The sequence below is a fragment of the Nonomuraea gerenzanensis genome, from assembly GCF_020215645.1.
Lineage (GTDB): Bacteria > Actinomycetota > Actinomycetes > Streptosporangiales > Streptosporangiaceae > Nonomuraea > Nonomuraea gerenzanensis.
Window position 1 is genome coordinate 9,099,344 of the sequence record NZ_CP084058.1, and the last position, 18,389, is coordinate 9,117,732.

The window sequence follows — 18,389 nt, forward strand, 5'->3', positions numbered from 1 at the left end:
GGGCGGGCCGGTGGGCACATGCCGGTGCCATGTCTCGGCTTGCGGCGCCATGTCACGCGGCGCATCGCACACCGGCATATAAGAGAGGTGCGAACGCACGGAACAGCGCCCGCAGCCAGCCGGCACAGAGGGACGACGACGCGCCCGGGAACGCCGCCTCATGCCGCACGAAACGGCACCCGCCCCCGCGAAACTGCGCCCGCCCCGCGCCAGCGCCGACCAGTGCATAGGCTCGAACCCCAGCCACCGAGCGAGCACCCCTCATACCACCCCCGCACCCACCCACCGCCCGAGGGGCACACAGCCACCCCTCCCCCACGACGGCTAGACTCGCCCGCCGCGAGTAACCACCTCCCTCCCGGGGAGGCTAGGAGCTACGAAGGAGGCATCCCGGGCGCATCCTGGATTCGAGCGAAATTTCGTCCGTTTTCCTGTCTTGTTAAATTGCTCCCGCGATGTAACCTTTGGTGGCGATTCGTCCTACCATCGGTGGTCTAGGCCATCGTAGATGGCCCTGCCAGCAGGGACACTCTGGTTACCGGCCAGTAGAGATGCGTTTTCTACGGCTAGCGACCAGGATGGAAGGCGACCCAGACCAGACATCAGTCCATCTCGGAAGGCGAGACCCAGTGGCTTCCGGACGCCAGCGATTCTCGATCATCAGCGACGGCCTACCCAGCCAGCTGCCTGATGTCGACCCCAGCGAGACCAACGAGTGGCTCGAGTCTCTCGACAACGTCGTCAAGACCGAAGGACGCACCAGAGCCCGCTACCTCATGCTCCGCATGCTGGAGCGCGCCCGCGAGCACCAGGTCGGCGTGCCGGGCCTGCGCAGCACCGACTACATCAACACGATCCCGCCGGAGCGCGAGCCCTGGTTCCCGGGTGATGAGCACGTCGAGCGCCGCATCCGCGCCTATATCCGCTGGAATGCGGCCGTCATGGTGTCCAGGGCCAACGCCCGCACCAACGTGGGCGGCCACATCGCCACCTACGCCTCCGCCGCCTCCCTGTACGAGGTGGGCTTCAACCACTTCTTCCGCGGCAAGGACCACGGCGAGTCGGGCGACCAGGTCTTCTTCCAGGGCCACGCGGCGCCCGGCATCTACGCCCGCGCCTTCCTCGAAGGACGGCTCAACGAGTCGCAGCTCGACGCGTTCCGCCAGGAGCTGTCGCACGGCTTCCACGGCCTGCCCTCCTACCCGCACCCGCGCCTGATGCCGGACTTCTGGGAGTTCCCGACGGTCTCCATGGGCCTGGGCCCGATCGGCGCGATCTACCAGGCGCGGTTCAACCGCTACCTGCTCAACCGGCAGATCAAGGACACCAGCCGCAGCCACGTGTGGGCGTTCCTCGGCGACGGCGAGATGGACGAGCCCGAGTCGCTCGGCGCGATCGGCCTGGCCGCGCGTGAGGAGCTCGACAACCTCACGTTCGTGATCAACTGCAACCTGCAGCGGCTCGACGGCCCGGTACGCGGCAACGGCAAGATCATCCAGGAGCTGGAGTCCTACTTCCGCGGCGCCGGCTGGAACGTCATCAAGGTCGTGTGGGGCCGCGACTGGGACCCGCTGCTGGCCGCCGACGTCGACGGCGTGCTGGTCAACCAGATGAACACCACCCCCGACGGCCAGTTCCAGACCTATTCGGTCGAGTCGGGCGCCTACATCCGCGACAACTTCTTCGGCTCCGACCCGCGCCTGCGCAAGATGGTCGAGCACCTGACCGACGACGACATCCGCAAGCTGTCGCGCGGCGGCCACGACTACCGCAAGGTGTACGCGGCGTTCAAGGCGGCCCGCGAGCACGTCGGCCAGCCGACGGTGATCCTCGCCCAGACCATCAAGGGCTGGACGCTCGGCAAGGACTTCGAGGCCCGCAACGCCACCCACCAGATGAAGAAGCTCACCAAGGCCGAGCTGAAGGAGTTCAGGGACCGGCTCTACCTGCCGATCCCCGACTCGGCCCTGGAGGGCGACCTGCCCCCGTACTTCCACCCGGGCGAGAACGACCCCGAGATCCAGTACATGAAGGAGCGCCGCGCGGCGCTCGGCGGCGTGCTGCCCAAGCGGGTCGTGCGCGCCAAGCCGCTGCAGCTGCCCGGTGACGAGGTCTACAAGCAGTTCTCCAAGGGCTCGGGCAAGCAGCAGGTGGCCACCACCATGGCCTTCGTCCGGCTGCTGAAGGACCTCATGCGCGACAAGGAGATCGGCAAGCGGTTCGTGCCGATCATCCCCGACGAGGCCCGCACGTTCGGCATGGACGCCATGTTCCCGAGCGCGAAGATCTACTCGCCGCACGGCCAGACGTACGAGGCCGTCGACCGCGAGCTGCTGCTGTCGTACAAGGAGTCGACCGTCGGTCAGATCCTGCACGAGGGCATCAACGAGGCCGGGTCGATGGCCTCCACGACCGCGGCCGGCACGTCGTACGCCACGCACGGCGAGCACATGATCCCGATCTACATCTTCTACTCGATGTTCGGCTGGCAGCGCACCGGCGACCAGATGTGGCAGATGGCCGACCAGATGACGCGCGGCTTCCTGCTGGGCGCCACGGCGGGCCGCACCACGCTGAACGGCGAGGGCCTGCAGCACGAGGACGGCCACACGCCGCTCATCGCCTCGACGAACCCGGCGGCCGTCTCCTACGACCCGTCCTGGGCCTACGAGACCGCCTACATCGTCAAGGACGGCCTGCGCCGCATGTACGGCGAGGCGCAGGAGAACGTCTTCTACTACCTCACCGTCTACAACGAGCCCTACGTCCAGCCCGCCGAGCCGGCGAACCTCGACGTGCAGGGCCTGCTCAAGGGCCTGTACAAGTTCGCCGAGGCGCCGCAGACGCAGGGCCCGAAGGCCAACATCCTGGCCTCCGGAGTGGCGGGCCCGTGGGCGATGGAGGCCCAGCGCCTGCTGGCGGAAGACTGGGGCGTGTCGGCCGACGTGTGGTCGGCGACGTCGTGGTCGGAGCTGCGCCGCGACGCGCTGGCGTGCGACGAGCACAACCTGCTCAACCCGGACGCCGAGCCCCGCGTCCCCTACGTCACCCAGGTGCTCTCGCAGGCCCAGGGCCCGTTCGTGGGGGTCAGCGACTACATGAAGGCCGTCCAGGACCAGATCGCGCAGTGGGTGCCGGGTGACTGGTCCTCGCTGGGCACCGACGGGTTCGGCCTGTCCGACACCCGCTCGGCGCTGCGCCGCCACTTCCACGTGGACGCCGCCTCGATCACGCTGGCCGTGCTGACCAGCCTGGTCAAGCGGGGCGAGCTCGACGGCGAGGTGCTGCGCGAGGCCATCGCCAAGTACCACCTCAAGAACGGCGTCACCGAGGCCGGCGGCGCGGAGAGCAACGACACCCAGTCCATGGGCGTCTGAGTCATCCAGCAGGGGCGCTCCCGCGAACATTCATCGCGGGAGCGCCGTCATATTCGGCCGTCCGCGCCGTTTGGCCCAGTGAGGCGGCACGTTCAGGAGGGGTACGTGCCGCCTCACCCTGGTTGAATGCGGGGCACGTTCAGGAGGGGTACGTGCCGCCTCACCCTGGTTTGGTGCACGGTCACGTATTGTGGGCACTACTTCCCCCTGAGAGATGTGAGGGGAAGTTTCGAATGCGTCGCGTTTCAGCCGCCGCCCTGCTCCTGGCGGCCGCCGCCGGTTGCTCCACGGTTCCCGCGGAGCCGGCCTCAGGGCCTTCATCCGACTCGACCGCCGCCTCCGACAAGATCGCCTGGGGTGCGTGCACGGACATCAAGCGCCCGGACGGCGAGCCGCCCGCCCGCCAGGACGCCTCGGTACGCTGCGGCAAGCTCGCGGTGCCCCTCGACTACGCCAAGCCCGACGGCGAGAAGCTGGACCTGGCGCTGATCAAGCTGCCGGCCACGGGCCGCGACAAGCTGGGCTCGGTGGTGTTCAACTTCGGCGGCCCCGGCGCGTCCGGCGTCGACACGCTCGACCAGGCCGCCAAGGCGCTGACGGCGCTGCGTGCCCGCTACGACCTGATCAGCTTCGACCCGCGCGGCGTGGAGCGCAGCTCGGGCGTGCGCTGCGGCGACGGCAGGGAGATGGACACGTTCGTCGCGCTGGACACGCTGCCGCCTGACGACGAGACCGACAGGGAGGTCGCGGCGGCCAACAAGCGCTTCGCCGCGCTCTGCCAGCAGAACTCCGGCAAGGTCCTGCCCTACGTCGGCACCGCGAACGCCGCCCGCGACATGGACCGCATCCGCGACGCCGTGGGCGACGCCAAGCTCAACTACGTCGGCATGTCGTACGGCACGCAGCTCGGCGGCGTCTACGCCACCCTGTTCCCCAAGAACGTGGGCCGCATGGTGCTCGACGCGCCGCTGGACCCGACGGTCACCTTCGAGCAGCGCACGCTGGCCCAGACGCGCGGCTTCCAGAAGGCGTACGAGAGCTTCCTGCGCGCCTGCGTGAAGGAGACCTGCGCGCTCGGCAAGGACCAGGCCACCGCCAACACGAACGTGGAGAACCTGCTCAACCAGCTCACCGCCCAGCCGCTGAAGGTGGGCAACCGCCAGCTCACCCAGGGCCTGGCCTCCACGGGCGTGGCCGCCGCGCTGTACTCGGAGCTGACCTGGCCGTTCCTGGAGGAGGCGCTGAGCGCGGCGCTCAAGGGCGACGGCGAGGCGCTGCTGTACCTGGCCGACTCCTACACCGGGCGCAGCCCCGACGGCAGCTTCTCCACGCAGATGACCAGCTTCCCTGCCATCACCTGCGTGGACACCGCCGAGCGGCCGGACGAGGCGACGCTGCGGCGCACCGAGCAGGCCGCGCTGAAGATCTCGCCGCTGTTCGGCAGCGAGGGCTCCGGCGGGCTGTGCCGGGTGTGGCCGGCCAAGGGCAGCGACGAGGCCAGGCACGTGAACGCCACCGGCTCGGCGCCGATCGTGGTGGTGGGCGGCAAGGGCGACCCCGCCACGCCGTACGAGTGGGCGCCCAAGCTGACGGCCCAGCTGAGGACCGCGACGCTGGTCACCTACGAGGGCGAGGGCCATGGGGCGTACCTGTCGGGCAGCAAGTGCATTCAGGGCCTCGTGGACGCCTACCTGATCGACGGCAAGGTGCCCGCCAAGGGCGCGAGCTGCCCGGCGGCCTAGTCTGGGCGGGGTGACGAACTACCACTCCCAGATCGTTCAGATCGAGACGGAGGCCGCCCGCCTGGCGGCCCTGGCCGGCGACCTGTCCGTCCCGGTGCCGACGTGCCCGGGATGGACGCTCGCCGAGCTGGTCACCCACGTCGGCCAGACGCACCGCTGGACCACGCACATGCTGCGCGACCGCGTCCAGGAGCGGGTCTGGTCGCGGCAGGTGCCCAGCGGGCTGGCCGAGGGGCAGCACGGCGACGCGGCCTGGCTGACGGAGGGCGCCGCTGAGATGGTGCGGGTCCTGCGCGAGACCGACCCGGCCATGCCGGTGTGGACGTGGGGCCCGGACGGGCGGGCGTCGTGGTGGCCGCGCCGGATGCTCTTCGAGCTGGTGGTGCACCGGGTCGACGCCGAGCTGGCGCTGGGCGTCGACCCGGAGATCCCGGCGGCGACCGCGATCGACGGGGTGGAGGAGCTCCTGCACAACCTGCCGTCGGCCGTGTGGGTCACCAAGTCCCTGGCGGAGCTCGGCGCGGAGGGGGCCACGATCCACCTCCACGCGAGCGACGCCGACGGCGAGTGGACCATCACGCAGGCAGCCGCCGGGAGGATCGAGTGGGCGCGCGGGCACGCCAAGGGGGATGTGGCGGTGCAGGGGGCGGTGCGTGACCTGCTGCTTCTGCTGTACGGGCGGCGGACGGCGGACGGGCTCGCCGTCCACGGGGATCGGGCGCTGCTGGACCGGTGGCTGTCGGCCGCCGCCTTCTGAGCCTCATCGGTCCGTGCCCGATGCGCCGGAGGGCCCTGGACGCGCCGCCGCTCGGCGATCGGCGGCGGGTCCAGGGCGAGGGGTGAACCGCTCCCTGACCGGGACGCGGTCCGCTCGCCTGCCGGGTTGTCGCGGGGAAGGCGCAGCCCCGGCGTACGAGCGGATCATCACCTGCGGTGGAAGACCCCGAAGACGCTCCCGGACGTGTCGCGCAGATAGGCGAAGTCGGTGCCGGCGCCGTCGTCGATCACCTTGGTCAGCACCTTGCCGCCCAGCGCCTCGCTCTTGGCGCAGGTCTGCTCCACGTCGGCCACCTGCACATGGAAGATCGCATGGGCGGGGAACTCGCCCTTGGTGTTGTACAGCCCGCCCGCCGGCTGCCCGCCGCCCGGATAGCCGATCAGCCGGTAGTCGAGAGGGCCCTCGTCGGCGGCGAACGACCAGCCGAACAGCCCGCCGTAGAACCGTTCGGCGCCTTCGGGGTCGTCGGTCGCGACCTCGAACCAGGTCACCGTGTTGTCCATCGTCATCTCCTCGATTTCTCGAACAAGACAACGATCTAACGTGTCGGCGACAACCCTATGTCGGTGTTTTTGAATCATCAATCGAGCACCGTGCCGTGCACGACCATCTCGGGCACGTCGGTGGCGAAGCCTTCGAGCGGCCGGTCGGGGCAGCGCTCGGCGGTGACGGTGGCGGTGGCGATGCGGTCGAGGCGGAAGACGCGCACGTCGTCGCGCAGGCGGCACCACGCCACGAGATACCAGAACCCGCCGCGCCCGCCCAGGAACACCCCCGGCTCGACGTCGCGCGAGGTGAGCGCGCCCTTGGCGTCGGCGTAGTCGAGCCGCAGCACCCGCCGCCGCAGCAGCGCCTCCTCGATGGCCCGCGAGATGCCCTCGGCGCCGAGCGGCTGGATCTCGCCCTGCTCGGCCGGCAGGTGGACGAGCTGCACGCGCCGCGCCAGCTCTCTGGCCAGGTCGCCCTCGGAGCCCGGCATCGCCGCCACCACCTTGCGTAAGGCGCTGCGGGCCTGCCGGCCGAACGGCTGGTCGCCGGCCTGGCTGAGCGCCACGGCGATGGCCACGGCCTCGGCGGGGGTGAAGTTGAGCGGGGGCAGCGACATCTTCTTGTCGATGGCGTAACCGCCCTTGCGGCCCGGCTCCGCGTAGATCGGCACGCCTGACTCCTGCAGCGCCGTGATGTCGCGCTCGATCGTGCGCACGCTCACCTCGAACCGCTTGGCGAGCTCGCGGGCGGAGCGGCGGCGGGGGGCGATGGCGCGCAGGTCTTCGACGAGCGCGTAGAGCCGGTCGGTACGGTTCACAGCGGGAACGCTACGCGCCGCCACCGACAATCGCGGGGCGCTCGGCAGCCACGGGCACACTCTCGTAACCGCCGGGCCACAGGGGTCTCACGCCTGGGCCACTGTCCCAGGCTCCCCTCCGAGGAGGGTACGCCGGGACCCGGCTTTCCCGCCACGCAACGACGCGCCGTTTTTTCGTGACCCGGCCGGGATCACCCAGTGTCGCCGCGGGCCCAGTCGAGCAGCCGGTCGAGCGGCCAGGTGTTGACGATCCGCTCCGCCTCGATCCCGCATCGCGCCGCGCGCTCGCAACCGTACCGCTGCCAGTCGAGCTGCCCGGGCGCGTGCGCGTCGGAGTCGATCGAGAACACGCACCCCATCTCGTACGCCAGCCGCATCAGCCGCTTCGGCGGGTCGAGCCGGTCCGGCCTGGAGTTGATCTCGACCGCCACCCCGAACCGGCGGCACGCCTCGAACACCAGCTCCGCCTCGAACTCCGACTCGGGCCGCTTCACCCCGCGCTTCCCGCCGGCCTGCACCACCCGCCCCGTGCAGTGCCCGAGCACGTCCACAAGGGGATCGGCGATGGCGGTGACCATGCGGCGGGTCATCTCCTCGCCACCCATCCGCAGCTTGGAGTGCACGCTGGCGACCACCACGTCGAGCCGCTCCAGCAGCTCGGGCTGCTGGTCGAGCGAGCCGTCGAGGTTGATGTCCACCTCGATGCCGGTCAGGATCCTGAAGGGGGCCAGCCGCTCGTTCAGCTTGGCCACCACGTCGAGCTGCCGCTCCAGCCGCTCGGCCGACAGCCCCTTGGCCACGGTCAGGCGCGGCGAGTGGTCGGTCAGCGCCCAGTACTCGTGCCCGAGCGCGAGCGCCGCCTCGGCCATCTCCTCGATCGGCGAGCCGCCGTCGGACCAGTCGGAGTGGCTGTGCAGATCGCCCTTGAGCGCGGCGCGCAGCTCGGCCATCTCGTCGTCGAGCTCGACCCCGGCGGTCGCCCGCATCCTGCGCAAGTAGGTCGGAACCTGCCCATCGAGGCTTTCGTTTATCACCAGTGCGGTGACTTTCCCGATCCCGGGCAAGTCGCCGAGCGCGCCGCTGTGGGCCAGATGAGCGAGCTCGTCGGGGGACAGCTCGTCCACGACCGCGGCGGCGCGGCGGAAGGCACGCACGCGGTACGTGGGCTCGCCCGCGCGCTCAAGGAGAAAGGCGATCTCGCGCAGGGCCTCGACCGGATCCATGCGTCCATTCATACCCAAGTGAACGACAAGCACAGGGCACTACACGTTGTACGGGGACAAGGGCCGCCGCTAGGCTGATCGGCCCAGGAAAGCAGGAGTTTGATGGCAACACCGCAGGCGCCCAAGACACCGCCGCGCAAATCGTCCAAAGTCGTTCCCTTAGTGGTTCTCGGGGTCCTGTCGGTGATGGTCGTCGGCTACTGCGCCGCCGTCACCGACGACGAGGAGGTCACCGCCGACTGCGTCGTCCAGCTTGAGGACGGCACGTACGAGGTGGTCGACGACGACTACTGCGACGACGACGGCGGCAGCGGGGGCAGCCACTACTACGCGGGCTCGCGCGGCGCGTACCTGTGGTACTACGGCGGCCGCAGGGTGGGCAACCGCGTCCAGGGCGGCACCACGCTCAAGCCCGTCGACGTGAGCATCACCAGCCGCAGCGGCAAGGAGATCCAGCGCGGCGGCTTCGGCCGGAGCTGGACCGGCGGGAGCTGATCATGCGTCGCGAGCACGCCGCGCCCAGGGACGGCTGGGAGAAGGCGATCGAGAGTCACGGCCTGGCCTACCACCGGGCCGCGCACCCGTCCGGGCTGAGCAGGCCGTACTGGGACGAGTCCGTCCACTACGTCTTCTCGATGGAGGAGGTCGAGGAGCTGGAGCGGCAGGTCGAGGAGCTGCACCAGATGTGCCTGCGTGCCGTCGAGCACGTGGTCTCCACCGGCCGCTTCGCCGACTTCGCCATCCCCGAGTGGGCCTGGGAGGAGGTCGCGCGCTCGTGGGAGCGCCGCGACGCCTACGTCTACGGCCGCTTCGACCTGCGCTACGACGGCACGGGCCCGGCCAAGCTGCTGGAGTACAACGCCGACACGCCGACCTCGCTGCTGGAGTCGTCGGTGGTGCAGTGGTTCTGGCTGCAGGACGTCTTCCCCGGCGACGACCAGTGGAACTCCATCCACGAGCGGCTCATCGACCGCTGGCGGGAGCTGCGGCTGCCGCCGGGCCCCACGCACTTCGCGTTCACCAACGCCGACGAGACCGGCGAGGAGGCCATGACCGTGGCCTACCTGCAGGAGACCGCCGAGCAGGCGGGCCTGCACACCGTGGCCGTGGCCATGGAGGACATCGGCTGGGACTCGCTCGACCGCCGCTTCGTGGACGTCGAGGAGCGCGTCATCCGCTCGGTGTTCAAGCTCTACCCGTGGGAGTGGATGCTGGCGGACGACTTCGGCAGGCACGCCGTACGGCACGCCACCTGGTTCGAGCCGCTGTGGAAGGCGCTGCTGTCGAACAAGGCGTTGCTGGCGGTGTTGTGGGAGCTCGACCCGGGCCACCCCAACCTGCTGCCCGCCTACCTCGACGGCCCCCGCGACCTGACCTCCTACATCGCCAAGCCGCTGCTCGGCAGGGAGGGCGCGTCGATGCGGATCGTCACGCCCGAGGGCACCCAGGAGACACCGGGGAGCTACGGCCGCGAGGGGTACGTCTACCAGGGCTTCGAGGCCCTGCCCGTCTTCGAGGGGCAGCGGCCGGTCCTCGGCGCCTGGATGGTCGCAGCCGAGTCCGCCGGCCTCGGCATCAGGGAGACCACGGGCCTCATCACCGACGACACCTCCTCGTTCGTCCCGCACCGCATCGCTGTTTGACCCTTTGACACGCACGCCCCTGCACGAATGGAACTGAAGTGACCCTGCTCGAAACCCTCGCCCGCGGCGCGGGAGCCATCGCCGCCTACGCCGCCGTCGGCGTGATCCTCATGATCATCGGCTTCTACGTGATCGACTGGGCCACCCCCGGGAAGCTGAGCGAGGTGATCCGCAGCGAACGGAACCCGAACGCCACCCTGCTGGCCACCTCCGCCCTGGCCGCCGTCGGCCTGATCGTGGCCGCCTCCATCTGGGCCTCCGGCGGCCGGCTCGCCGAAGGGCTGGCGGGCACGGCGGTGTTCGGCCTGGTCGGCATCGTGGTGCAGACGGTGGCGATGCTGGTCTTCGACCGGATCGTCGGGATCTCCGTCCGGGACCTGGTCAAGGAGCAGGAGCTGCAGCCCGGCGCGCGGCTGCTCGCCGTGACCCACGTGGCGATCGGCCTGATCACCGCGGTCGCCGTGATCTAGCACAGGCGCGAACCACCGTTACGGACATCCGGAGGGACCTGGCACTCTAGGAGACGTGACAGACCGGACCCGGGAGGACACCACGCGCAGGCTCGAGCGGGCCATGGGCTCGCTCGGCACCGCGGCCATGGCCCGCATGGACGAGCAGCTCCCGTGGTTCCGCGCGCTCAGCGCCGAGGACCGGTCGTGGGTGGGGCTCGTCGCCCAGGCCGGCATCGCCGCGTTCGTGGAGTGGTTCCAGCACGCGGGCAAGGACCGGCCCACGCCCAGCATCGAGTTCTTCGGCACCGCGCCGCGCGAGCTCAAGCGCTCCATCTCGCTGCAGCAGACCGTGGACATCGTCCGCGTCGTGGTCGAGGTGGTCGAGGCCCAGACCGACGAGCTGGCCGCGCCCGGCGGGGAGGACCAGCTCCAGCAGGCCATGCTGCGCTACACGCGCGACGTGGCCTTCGCCGCCGCGCACGTCTACGCCCGCGAGGCCGAGGCCAGGGGCTCGTGGGACGCCCGGCTGGAGGCGCTGATCGTCGACGCCCTCGTACGCGGCGAGGTGGACGACGGCCTGCACTCCTGGGCCGCCGCGCTCGGCTGGACCTCCTCCCCCGTGGTCGTCATCGCCGGCCACGCCCCCGACGACGACCCGCGGGCCGTCATCGACGGGCTGCGCGAGAAGGGCCGCCGCATCGGCATGGACCTGCTGGCCGGGGTGCAGGCCGACCGGCTGATCGTGATCGTCGGCGGGGCGGGCAGCGTGGACGACGCGGCCAAGCAGGTGGTGGCCCGCTTCGGCGTGGGCCCCATCGTCATCGGGCCGGAGGTGCCCGACCTGCACGCCGCCGCCCGGTCCGCCAGGGCCGCGCTGGCGGGGCTGAAGGCGTCCTGCGGGTGGCCCGACGCGCCCAGGCCGGTGCACGCCGAGGACCTGCTGGCCGAGCGGGCGCTCGACGGCGACACCGACGCCAGGGAGCAGCTCATCGAGAACGTGTACCTGCCGCTCGCGGGCACCCCGCTGCTCGACACCCTCGCGACGTACCTGGAGCAGGGCACGTCGCTGGAGGCGACGGCGCGGCTGCTGTTCGTGCACCCCAACACGGTGCGCTACCGGCTGAAGAAAATCACCGAGCTGACCGGCTACCAGCCCACCGAAGGCAGGTCCGCCTTCACGCTTCAAGTGGGCCTGATCCTGGGCAGGTTGTCGGAGAGTGCTGTGACCTGGCGGGCCCTAACGTAACAGGGCCGAAATCCCCACTGTAGGGTTCCTACAAATCACCCAGGACAAAGTTCGTACGGATCTCCATCCGCGTGTCGAAGTTCTACAGGGCAAGGTGGTTTTTGTGCTTGTACTCGTCGCTCCGGGCCAAGGTGCCCAAACTCCGGGGTTCCTGACCCCATGGCTTGAGCTGCCCGGTCTGGCCGACAGACTGGGGGCCTGGTCCGAGGTCGCCGGGATCGACCTGGTCGCCTACGGCACCACCGCCGGGGCCGACGAGATCCGCGACACCGCCGTCGCGCAACCCCTGCTCGTAGCCGCCGCGCTGGCCGCCGCCGAGGCGCTCGGCGCGACCCCTGACGTGCTGGCCGGTCACAGCGTCGGCGAGTTCGCCGCCGCCGCGCTGGCCGGGGTGCTCACCCCCGAGCAGGCGCTCCACCTGGTCCGCGAGCGGGCCCAGGCCATGGCCAAGGCCGCCGCCGTCACCGAGACCGGCATGACCGCCGTGCTCGGCGGCGTGCCGGAGGAGGTGCTGGCCGGCATCGAGAAGCACGGGCTGACCCCCGCCAACATCAACGGCGCCGGCCAGATCGTGGCCGGCGGCACGCTGGAGCAGCTGGCCGCGTTCAAGGACGACGCGCCGGCCCGCGCCCGCCTCATCCCGCTCTCCGTCGCCGGGGCCTTCCACACACGGCACATGGCCCCGGCCGTCGAGAGCCTGCGTGAGGCCGCCAGGAACGTCGTACCGTCCGACCCCGGCATCACCCTGCTGTCCAACTCCGACGGGCAGGCGGTCGCCACCGGCGCCGAGTTCCTCCAGAGACTGGTCGACCAGGTCAGTAACCCCGTCAGGTGGGACGCCTGCATGGAGACCATGGCCGGGCTCGGCGTCACCAAGATGATCGAGCTGCTGCCCGGCGGCACGCTGACCGGCCTCGCCAAGCGCGGCCTGCGCGGCGTGCAGACCGTGGCGCTGAAAACCCCAGACGACCTTGACGCGGCCAGGGAGCTGATCAAGTGAGGATCCCCGACATCGCCCCGGGCGGCAGGGTGCTGGCCCTCGGCCACTACCAGCCGTCCAACGTCGTCACCAACGACGACTTGGCCAAGACCATGGACACCAACGACGAGTGGATCCAGTCCCGGGTCGGCATCAAGGAGCGCAGGGTCGCCCCGGCCGAGGAGTCGGTCGAGGACATGGCCACCATCGCCGGCGGCAAGGCGCTGGCCGCCAGCGGCCTGTCCCCCGACGACGTCGACCTGGTCATCGTGGCCACCTGCACGCTCGAGAGCCAGATCCCCAACGCCTCCGCCGTCGTGGCGCACCGCCTCGGCATCAAGGCGCCCGGCGCGTTCGACGTCAACGCCGCCTGCGCCGGCTTCTGCTACGCGCTGGGCACCGCCAGCGCCGCCGTCCGCGCGGGATCGGCACGCAACGTGCTGGTCATCGGCGCGGAGAAGCTGTCGCAGTGGGTCGACTGGACCGACAGGTCCACCGCGGTGATCTTCGCCGACGGAGCCGGCGCGGCCGTGGTCGGCCCGTCCGACACGCCCGGCATCGGCCCCGTGGTGTGGGGCAGCGCCGGCGACAAGGCCGACGCGATCGCCATCGCGGACCGCGATCACTTCCTCCATCAGGAGGGCCAGACGGTCTTCCGCTGGGCCACCACCGCCCTGGCCCCGGTGGCGCTCGAAGCCTGCTCCCGGGCGGGCGTCGACCCCTCGGAGCTGGCCGCGTTCGTGCCGCACCAGGCCAACCTGCGCATCATCGAGGCCATCGCTCGCAAGCTGGGCGCCGAGAAGGCCGTCATCGCCCGCGACATCGTCAACGCCGGCAACACCTCTGCCGCCTCGATCCCGCTGGCGCTCTCGCGCATGCTGGAGCGCGGCGAGGTCCGCTCGGGGGGCCTGGCGCTGATGCTCGGCTTCGGCGCGGGGCTGACGTACGCGGGCCAAGTGATCGAGATCCCTTAAGCTCCGATCGGTCCTGGTGGTGGCCCCGCGACGGGCACACCGTAGGATCCGATCGTCCTACAGGCTTGTGCGGCACCGTTCGCACAGAAACCCGGAAACACCAAAGGAGAACAAGCGACATGGCTGCCACCGAGCAGGACATCCTCCAGGGCCTCGGCAAGATCATCAACGAGATCACGGGCATCCCGGCGTCCGAGGTCACCCCGGAGAAGAGCTTCGTGGACGACCTCGACATCGACTCCCTGTCCATGGTCGAGATCGCCGTGGCCGCCCAGGACGAGTTCGGCGTCGAGATCCCCGACGACCAGCTCAAGAACCTGAAGACGGTCAAGGACGTCCTCAACTTCATCCAGAACTAAGCAGCGAACCACACCCGCACTGATCAGTTAGGAGCGAGAAACGTGAGTGCGAACCGGGTACGTGTCGTCGTCACCGGGCTTGGCGCGACGACGCCCGTCGGTGGAGACGTCACCTCGACCTGGACGGCGCTCCTCGCCGGTCAGTCGGGTGTCCAGACGCTGACCACCGACTGGATCGACGCGGTCCCCGTGAAGTTCGCGGGGACGGCCGCCGTCGATCCGGCCGACGTCCTGCCGCGGCCGGAGTCGCGCCGCCTCGACCGCAGCGAGCAGTTCGCCCTGGTCGCCGCGAGGGAGGCCTGGCAGGACGCGGGCACCCCCGAGGTGGCGCCCGAGCGGCTCGGCGTGGTCGTCTCCAGCGGCATCGGCGGCATCTCGACGACGCTCAGCGCGTACGACACGTGGAAGGAGCGCGGCTGGAACCGGCTGTCGCCCTTCACCGTGCCGATGCTCATGCCCAACGGCCCTGCCGCCTGGATCGGCCTCGATCTGGGTGCGCAGGCGGGCGTGCACGCCACGGTGTCGGCCTGCGCGTCCGGCGCCGAGGCCATCGGCTACGCGATGGACATGATCAGGGCCGGCCGCGCCGACGTGGTGGTGGCGGGGGGCACCGAGGCCGCGATCCACGGCCTCAACATGGCCGCCTTCGCCGCCGCGCGGGCCATGTCCCAGCGCAACGACGACCCGCAGGGCGCCTCCCGCCCCTGGGACCGCGACCGCGACGGGTTCGTGCTCGGCGAGGGCGCCGGCGTCGTCGTGCTGGAGTCGGAGGAGCACGCCAGGGCGCGCGGCGCGCGGATCTACGCCTACTGCGCCGGCATCGGCTACTCCGCCGACGCCCACCACATCACCCAGCCCGAGCCCGAGGGCCGGGGCCAGATCATGGCGATGACGCAGGCGCTCACCGACGCCGGCATCACCGGCCTGGACGTCAAGCACGTCAACGCGCACGCCACCTCGACCCCGTCGGGTGACGTCGGCGAGGTGGCGGCGGTGGCCAAGGCCATCGGCACCCACCCGCTGGTGACCTCGACCAAGTCCATGACCGGCCACCTGCTCGGCGGCGCCGGCGGCATCGAGTCGGTCTTCACGATCAAGGCGCTCCAGGAGCGCGTCGTGCCCCGCACGATCAACCTCGACAACGTCGACGACGGCATCGAGGTGGACCTCGTCTACGGCGAGAACCGCACGCTGCCGACCGGCGACATCGCCGCGGTCAACAACTCCTTCGGCTTCGGCGGCCACAACGTGACGGTCGTGTTCACGGGCGCCTGAACGACCCCGCCCGGCGGGGGCTCCGGCCAGGAGCTTCCCGCCGGCTCGCGCGAGCCTTCACCCTGCCGGGGTGAGGGCTCGCCGCGCATCTGACGGCGGCCTCCCTGCCGCCATGGGCACGCGCCGAGGGCGTGCCCGTCCATGAGCGGGTGCCGGTCATGCGGCACTCCGGTGGTGCGCGACTCGCCAACGGCGTCGAGTCGCCGCACGCCGCCGGTCAACGCCCTACGGCTCTCCCCCTTCCACGGTCACGCCGTCCGGTGTCTCACGGGCGCCCCCCGCACCGCTCAGACGGCCGCGTGCAGCCACCGCACCGGCGCGCCGTCACCGGCGTACCTGAACGGCTCCAGCTCCTCGTCCCACGGCTTGCCGAGCAGCTTGTCCAGCTCCTCCTCCAGCACGCACCGCCCCTGGGCGGCCATCATCATCGCGGCGCGCAGCCGGTCCTCGGGGATCATGATGTCGCCGGCGGCGCCGATCACCGCCGTGTACGCGCCGAGCGTCGGCGTGTAGGCATGCCGGGAGCCGTCCACCCCGGGTGAGGCGTCCTCGGTGATCTCGAACCTGAGGCGCTGCCATCCCATGAGCGAGGAGGCGATGGCCGCCGCGATGCCCGCGCGGCCCTCCCACTCCGCCTGCGCCCGCACGACGTTGGGCGCGGCGGGTTGCGGAGTCCACGTCAGGTCTACGGGCACGCCAAGGACACCCGCGACTGCCCATTCGATGTGTGGGCACAGCGCGGGCTGAGCCGAGTGGACGTAAAGGACGCCACGAGCAGACACCGGACCTCCCGTTTCGGTACGAGGTGCGCCTTCCCCAACGGCCTCGACCCGGGATGATCACAAGTGACTAGGGAGAGACTACCGTCGGTCGCTACCCGGCACCAGAGGGGGGCCATACCAAGTTGGTGCGCGTGTGGCGGGTGACAGCGGTCCCTCAGGGGATACATACCCGCCCATGGAAATCCAATCTGTCGGCGAGGCGTACATCCGGCCAGGTCAGATACTGATCGACCGGACCGCCCTGACCGCCGCGGCGCGCTGGACCCAGGCGGTCTCCGAGGCCGACGGTGTCTGCGTCGTCCACCTGACGCCCGGCGTCGACCCCTGCGAGATCACCGCCGACCTGCGCGACCAGGGCCTGCGCGCCTCGCCGAACCACGTGCTGCGCGGCCAGCCCCTGTTCTTCGGCGGCCCCGCCTCCAGGCCCTTCCCCGCCCCGTCCATCCCCCACAAGGCGGGCCGGGCCCGCTCCGGCGTGGTGGTGGGCCTGCTCGACACCGGCATCGCCAAGCACCCCTGGTGGTCGGGCAGCGACTGGTACGCCGGGCTCGGCCCGGACGAGGCCGACGCGACGGAGGGCTCGCAGGCGGGCCACGGCACGTTCATCGCGGGCCTGCTGACGCGGCGGGCGCCCGGCGTGCGGCTGCGGGTGCGGCGGGTGCTCGACGGAGACGGCCTGGCCGACGAGGCGTCCGTCGTGCGGACGCTGCATCGCCTGCGGGATCAGCCCCCGCAGGTGCTCAACCTGTCCTTCGGCTGCCACACCTTCGACGACAGGCCGCCGCCCCTGCTCTCGGACGCCCTGCGCGCCCTGGGCGAGACCGTGACCGTCGCCTGCGCCGGCAACACCGGCTCCGACCGGCCGTTCTGGCCTGCCGCGCTGCCCTGGGTCGTCGGCGTGGCGGCGGTGGACTCCACCCAGCAGCGCAGGGCGCCCTACTCCGGCTACGGCACCTGGGTCGACGCGTGCGCCCGCGGCGACTGGCTGACCAGCAGTTATCTGGACACGGGCGAGTACGGCGGATACGCGGCGTGGAGCGGCACGTCGTTCGCCACGGCGCTGGTGTCCGGCGCCATCGCCGACGCGGCCAGGCACGAGCCGGTCAAGGAGTGGATCAGGAACCTCCTTGACTCCGAGGAGACCCCGCAAATTCCCGATCTGGGGGTTCTCTTCCCGGCGAGTCTGTAGAGTTTACGCTCAGTCCCCGGACAATCACGAGGAGGAATGATCTCCTCCTCGTGCCGGTGAAAGGAGGCCGCATGCGGGATCCGTCGGAGCTGCTCGCCGCCGCCGACGACGGCGACCGGTCGGCCTGGGACGAGCTCGAATCGAGATACGGGCCGCGCATGTGGGCCGTGGCCCGCGCGTGCGGCCTGAGCCCGGCCGACGCGGCCGACGCCGTCCAGGGCGCCTGGCTGCGGCTGCTGCAGAACCTGCGCGGCATCAGAGACCCGGCCGCGGTGGGGGGCTGGCTCATGACGACCGTGCGCCGCGAGGCCCTCCTGCTGGGCCGCAAGGACCTGCCGGTGGTCTCCTCCATGGAGGCGATCACCGACCTCGACCCGGCGACGGTCGTCCTGGAGGCCGACGACCGTCACCTGCTCTGGAAGACGGTCTCCACCCTGCACGAGCCCTGCCGCACGCTGCTCCAGCTGGTCGCGAACGATCTCGGCAACCAGCAGCTGGCCTCGCGGCTGGGAATGCCCGCGGGCAGTGTCGGCCCTACCAAGGCGCGCTGTCTGGAAAAACTGCGCACTCTGATCTCGGTACAGGAGACAGCGCAATGATCAACGACGAATACTTCCTGGCGGCACTCCGGCTCGCCTCCGGGAACGATCCCATCCCCACCCAGGTGTCCGCCGCCGCGCGTGACGCCTGGCGGCTGCGGATCCCCCAAGCGGTGACCGCCGCCCACGAGGCCGCCACGATCCGGAGCGTGCGCGCCGACGACAGCTCGCACCTGGTGCGCTTCGTCGCAGCGGGCCTCACCTTCGACCTGGAGGTGACGGAGGGCGACGGGCTCATCGACGTGGCGGGGCACATCTCCCCCTACCCGGGAGAGGGCGCCCTCGTCGACGTGAGATCCCCGCACCTGACCTTGACCAGGCGCATCGCGCACACCGGCCACTTCGTCGCCACCGGGCTGCCGCCCGGCTGGCTGAGCGTGGTGTGCCACCGGCCCGGCCACGCACCCATCCAGACCACCTGGGTGCGCATCCGCCCCTGACCCGCCACTGACCCGGCCGGGAGGG

18 protein-coding genes are annotated in these 18,389 nt (G+C 70.8%); 14 read left to right on the forward strand and 4 right to left on the reverse strand.

Annotated elements, in window-relative coordinates; translation table 11 throughout:
• Positions 1 to 629 precede the first annotated feature (629 nt).
• The 3 genes from aceE (at position 630) to LCN96_RS42285 (ending at position 5,876) form a co-directional block, all read left to right on the forward strand.
• Positions 630 to 3,377 carry a pyruvate dehydrogenase (acetyl-transferring), homodimeric type gene (gene aceE / locus LCN96_RS42275; protein ID WP_311132061.1) on the forward strand — a complete coding sequence of 916 codons (2,748 nt, stop codon included), beginning with the start codon at positions 630 to 632 and terminating at the stop codon, positions 3,375 to 3,377.
• Between the two features lie 233 nt (positions 3,378 to 3,610).
• Positions 3,611 to 5,119 carry an alpha/beta hydrolase gene (locus LCN96_RS42280; RefSeq protein ID WP_225268029.1) on the forward strand — a complete coding sequence of 503 codons (1,509 nt, stop codon included), beginning with the start codon at positions 3,611 to 3,613 and terminating at the stop codon, positions 5,117 to 5,119.
• A 10-nt stretch (positions 5,120 to 5,129) separates the two neighbouring features.
• Positions 5,130 to 5,876, forward strand: coding sequence for a maleylpyruvate isomerase family mycothiol-dependent enzyme (locus tag LCN96_RS42285; protein ID WP_225268030.1), 747 nt, complete (start codon positions 5,130 to 5,132; stop codon positions 5,874 to 5,876).
• A gap of 167 nt (positions 5,877 to 6,043) precedes the next feature.
• Here LCN96_RS42285 and LCN96_RS42290 read toward each other — a convergent pair whose 3' ends face one another.
• The 3 genes from LCN96_RS42290 to LCN96_RS42300 form a co-directional block, all read right to left on the reverse strand.
• Positions 6,044 to 6,400 (reverse strand): VOC family protein, encoded by a 357-nt coding sequence (locus tag LCN96_RS42290; protein ID WP_225268031.1) that lies wholly within the window; start codon positions 6,398 to 6,400, stop codon positions 6,044 to 6,046.
• 77 nt (positions 6,401 to 6,477) lie between these two features.
• Positions 6,478 to 7,203 carry a helix-turn-helix transcriptional regulator gene (locus LCN96_RS42295; RefSeq protein ID WP_225268032.1) on the reverse strand — a complete coding sequence of 242 codons (726 nt, stop codon included), beginning with the start codon at positions 7,201 to 7,203 and terminating at the stop codon, positions 6,478 to 6,480.
• A 191-nt stretch (positions 7,204 to 7,394) separates the two neighbouring features.
• Positions 7,395 to 8,438 (reverse strand): PHP domain-containing protein, encoded by a 1,044-nt coding sequence (locus LCN96_RS42300; RefSeq protein ID WP_318528330.1) that lies wholly within the window; start codon positions 8,436 to 8,438, stop codon positions 7,395 to 7,397.
• Positions 8,439 to 8,588: 150 nt separating this feature from the next.
• Between LCN96_RS42300 and LCN96_RS42305 the strand changes: the two genes are divergently transcribed.
• The 8 genes from LCN96_RS42305 (at position 8,589) to fabF (ending at position 15,354) form a co-directional block, all read left to right on the forward strand.
• Positions 8,589 to 8,921: a hypothetical protein gene (locus LCN96_RS42305; RefSeq protein WP_225268034.1), complete on the forward strand. Its 333-nt coding sequence runs from the start codon at positions 8,589 to 8,591 to the stop codon at positions 8,919 to 8,921.
• Positions 8,922 to 8,923: 2 nt separating this feature from the next.
• Complete coding sequence (locus LCN96_RS42310; RefSeq protein WP_225268035.1) at positions 8,924 to 10,069, forward strand: glutathionylspermidine synthase family protein; 1,146 nt, start codon at positions 8,924 to 8,926, stop codon at positions 10,067 to 10,069.
• 38 nt (positions 10,070 to 10,107) lie between these two features.
• Positions 10,108 to 10,539, forward strand: a complete 432-nt coding sequence (locus tag LCN96_RS42315) for a DUF350 domain-containing protein (protein WP_225268036.1) — start codon at positions 10,108 to 10,110, stop codon at positions 10,537 to 10,539.
• A gap of 103 nt (positions 10,540 to 10,642) precedes the next feature.
• On the forward strand, positions 10,643 to 11,767 hold the full coding sequence (locus tag LCN96_RS42320) for a PucR family transcriptional regulator (protein ID WP_225276175.1): 1,125 nt from the start codon (positions 10,643 to 10,645) through the stop codon (positions 11,765 to 11,767).
• 103 nt (positions 11,768 to 11,870) lie between these two features.
• A complete protein-coding gene (locus LCN96_RS42325; protein ID WP_225268037.1) occupies positions 11,871 to 12,767 on the forward strand; it encodes an ACP S-malonyltransferase in 897 nt (298 codons plus the stop codon).
• Entirely contained in the window at positions 12,764 to 13,720 is a 957-nt protein-coding gene (locus LCN96_RS42330; RefSeq protein ID WP_225268038.1) for a beta-ketoacyl-ACP synthase III, read from the forward strand. Before LCN96_RS42325 ends, LCN96_RS42330 begins: the two co-directional genes overlap by 4 nt.
• A 119-nt stretch (positions 13,721 to 13,839) precedes the next feature.
• Entirely contained in the window at positions 13,840 to 14,079 is a 240-nt protein-coding gene (locus LCN96_RS42335) for an acyl carrier protein (protein ID WP_225268039.1), read from the forward strand.
• Between the two features lie 42 nt (positions 14,080 to 14,121).
• Positions 14,122 to 15,354, forward strand: a complete 1,233-nt coding sequence (fabF, locus tag LCN96_RS42340; RefSeq protein WP_225268040.1) for a beta-ketoacyl-ACP synthase II — start codon at positions 14,122 to 14,124, stop codon at positions 15,352 to 15,354.
• A 287-nt stretch (positions 15,355 to 15,641) separates the two neighbouring features.
• On the opposite strand, the gene LCN96_RS42345 is transcribed toward fabF, so the two are convergent.
• Complete coding sequence (locus LCN96_RS42345) at positions 15,642 to 16,136, reverse strand: DUF3145 domain-containing protein (protein WP_225268041.1); 495 nt, start codon at positions 16,134 to 16,136, stop codon at positions 15,642 to 15,644.
• A 175-nt stretch (positions 16,137 to 16,311) separates the two neighbouring features.
• On the opposite strand from LCN96_RS42345, the gene LCN96_RS42350 reads away from it, so the two are divergent.
• The 3 genes from LCN96_RS42350 (at position 16,312) to LCN96_RS42360 (ending at position 18,364) form a co-directional block, all read left to right on the forward strand.
• A complete protein-coding gene (locus LCN96_RS42350) occupies positions 16,312 to 17,325 on the forward strand; it encodes a S8 family peptidase (RefSeq protein WP_225268042.1) in 1,014 nt (337 codons plus the stop codon).
• A 71-nt stretch (positions 17,326 to 17,396) separates the two neighbouring features.
• Positions 17,397 to 17,924: an RNA polymerase sigma factor gene (locus LCN96_RS42355; protein WP_225268043.1), complete on the forward strand. Its 528-nt coding sequence runs from the start codon at positions 17,397 to 17,399 to the stop codon at positions 17,922 to 17,924.
• Positions 17,921 to 18,364 carry a hypothetical protein gene (locus tag LCN96_RS42360; protein ID WP_225268044.1) on the forward strand — a complete coding sequence of 148 codons (444 nt, stop codon included), beginning with the start codon at positions 17,921 to 17,923 and terminating at the stop codon, positions 18,362 to 18,364. Before LCN96_RS42355 ends, LCN96_RS42360 begins: the two co-directional genes overlap by 4 nt.
• Positions 18,365 to 18,389 lie beyond the last annotated feature (25 nt).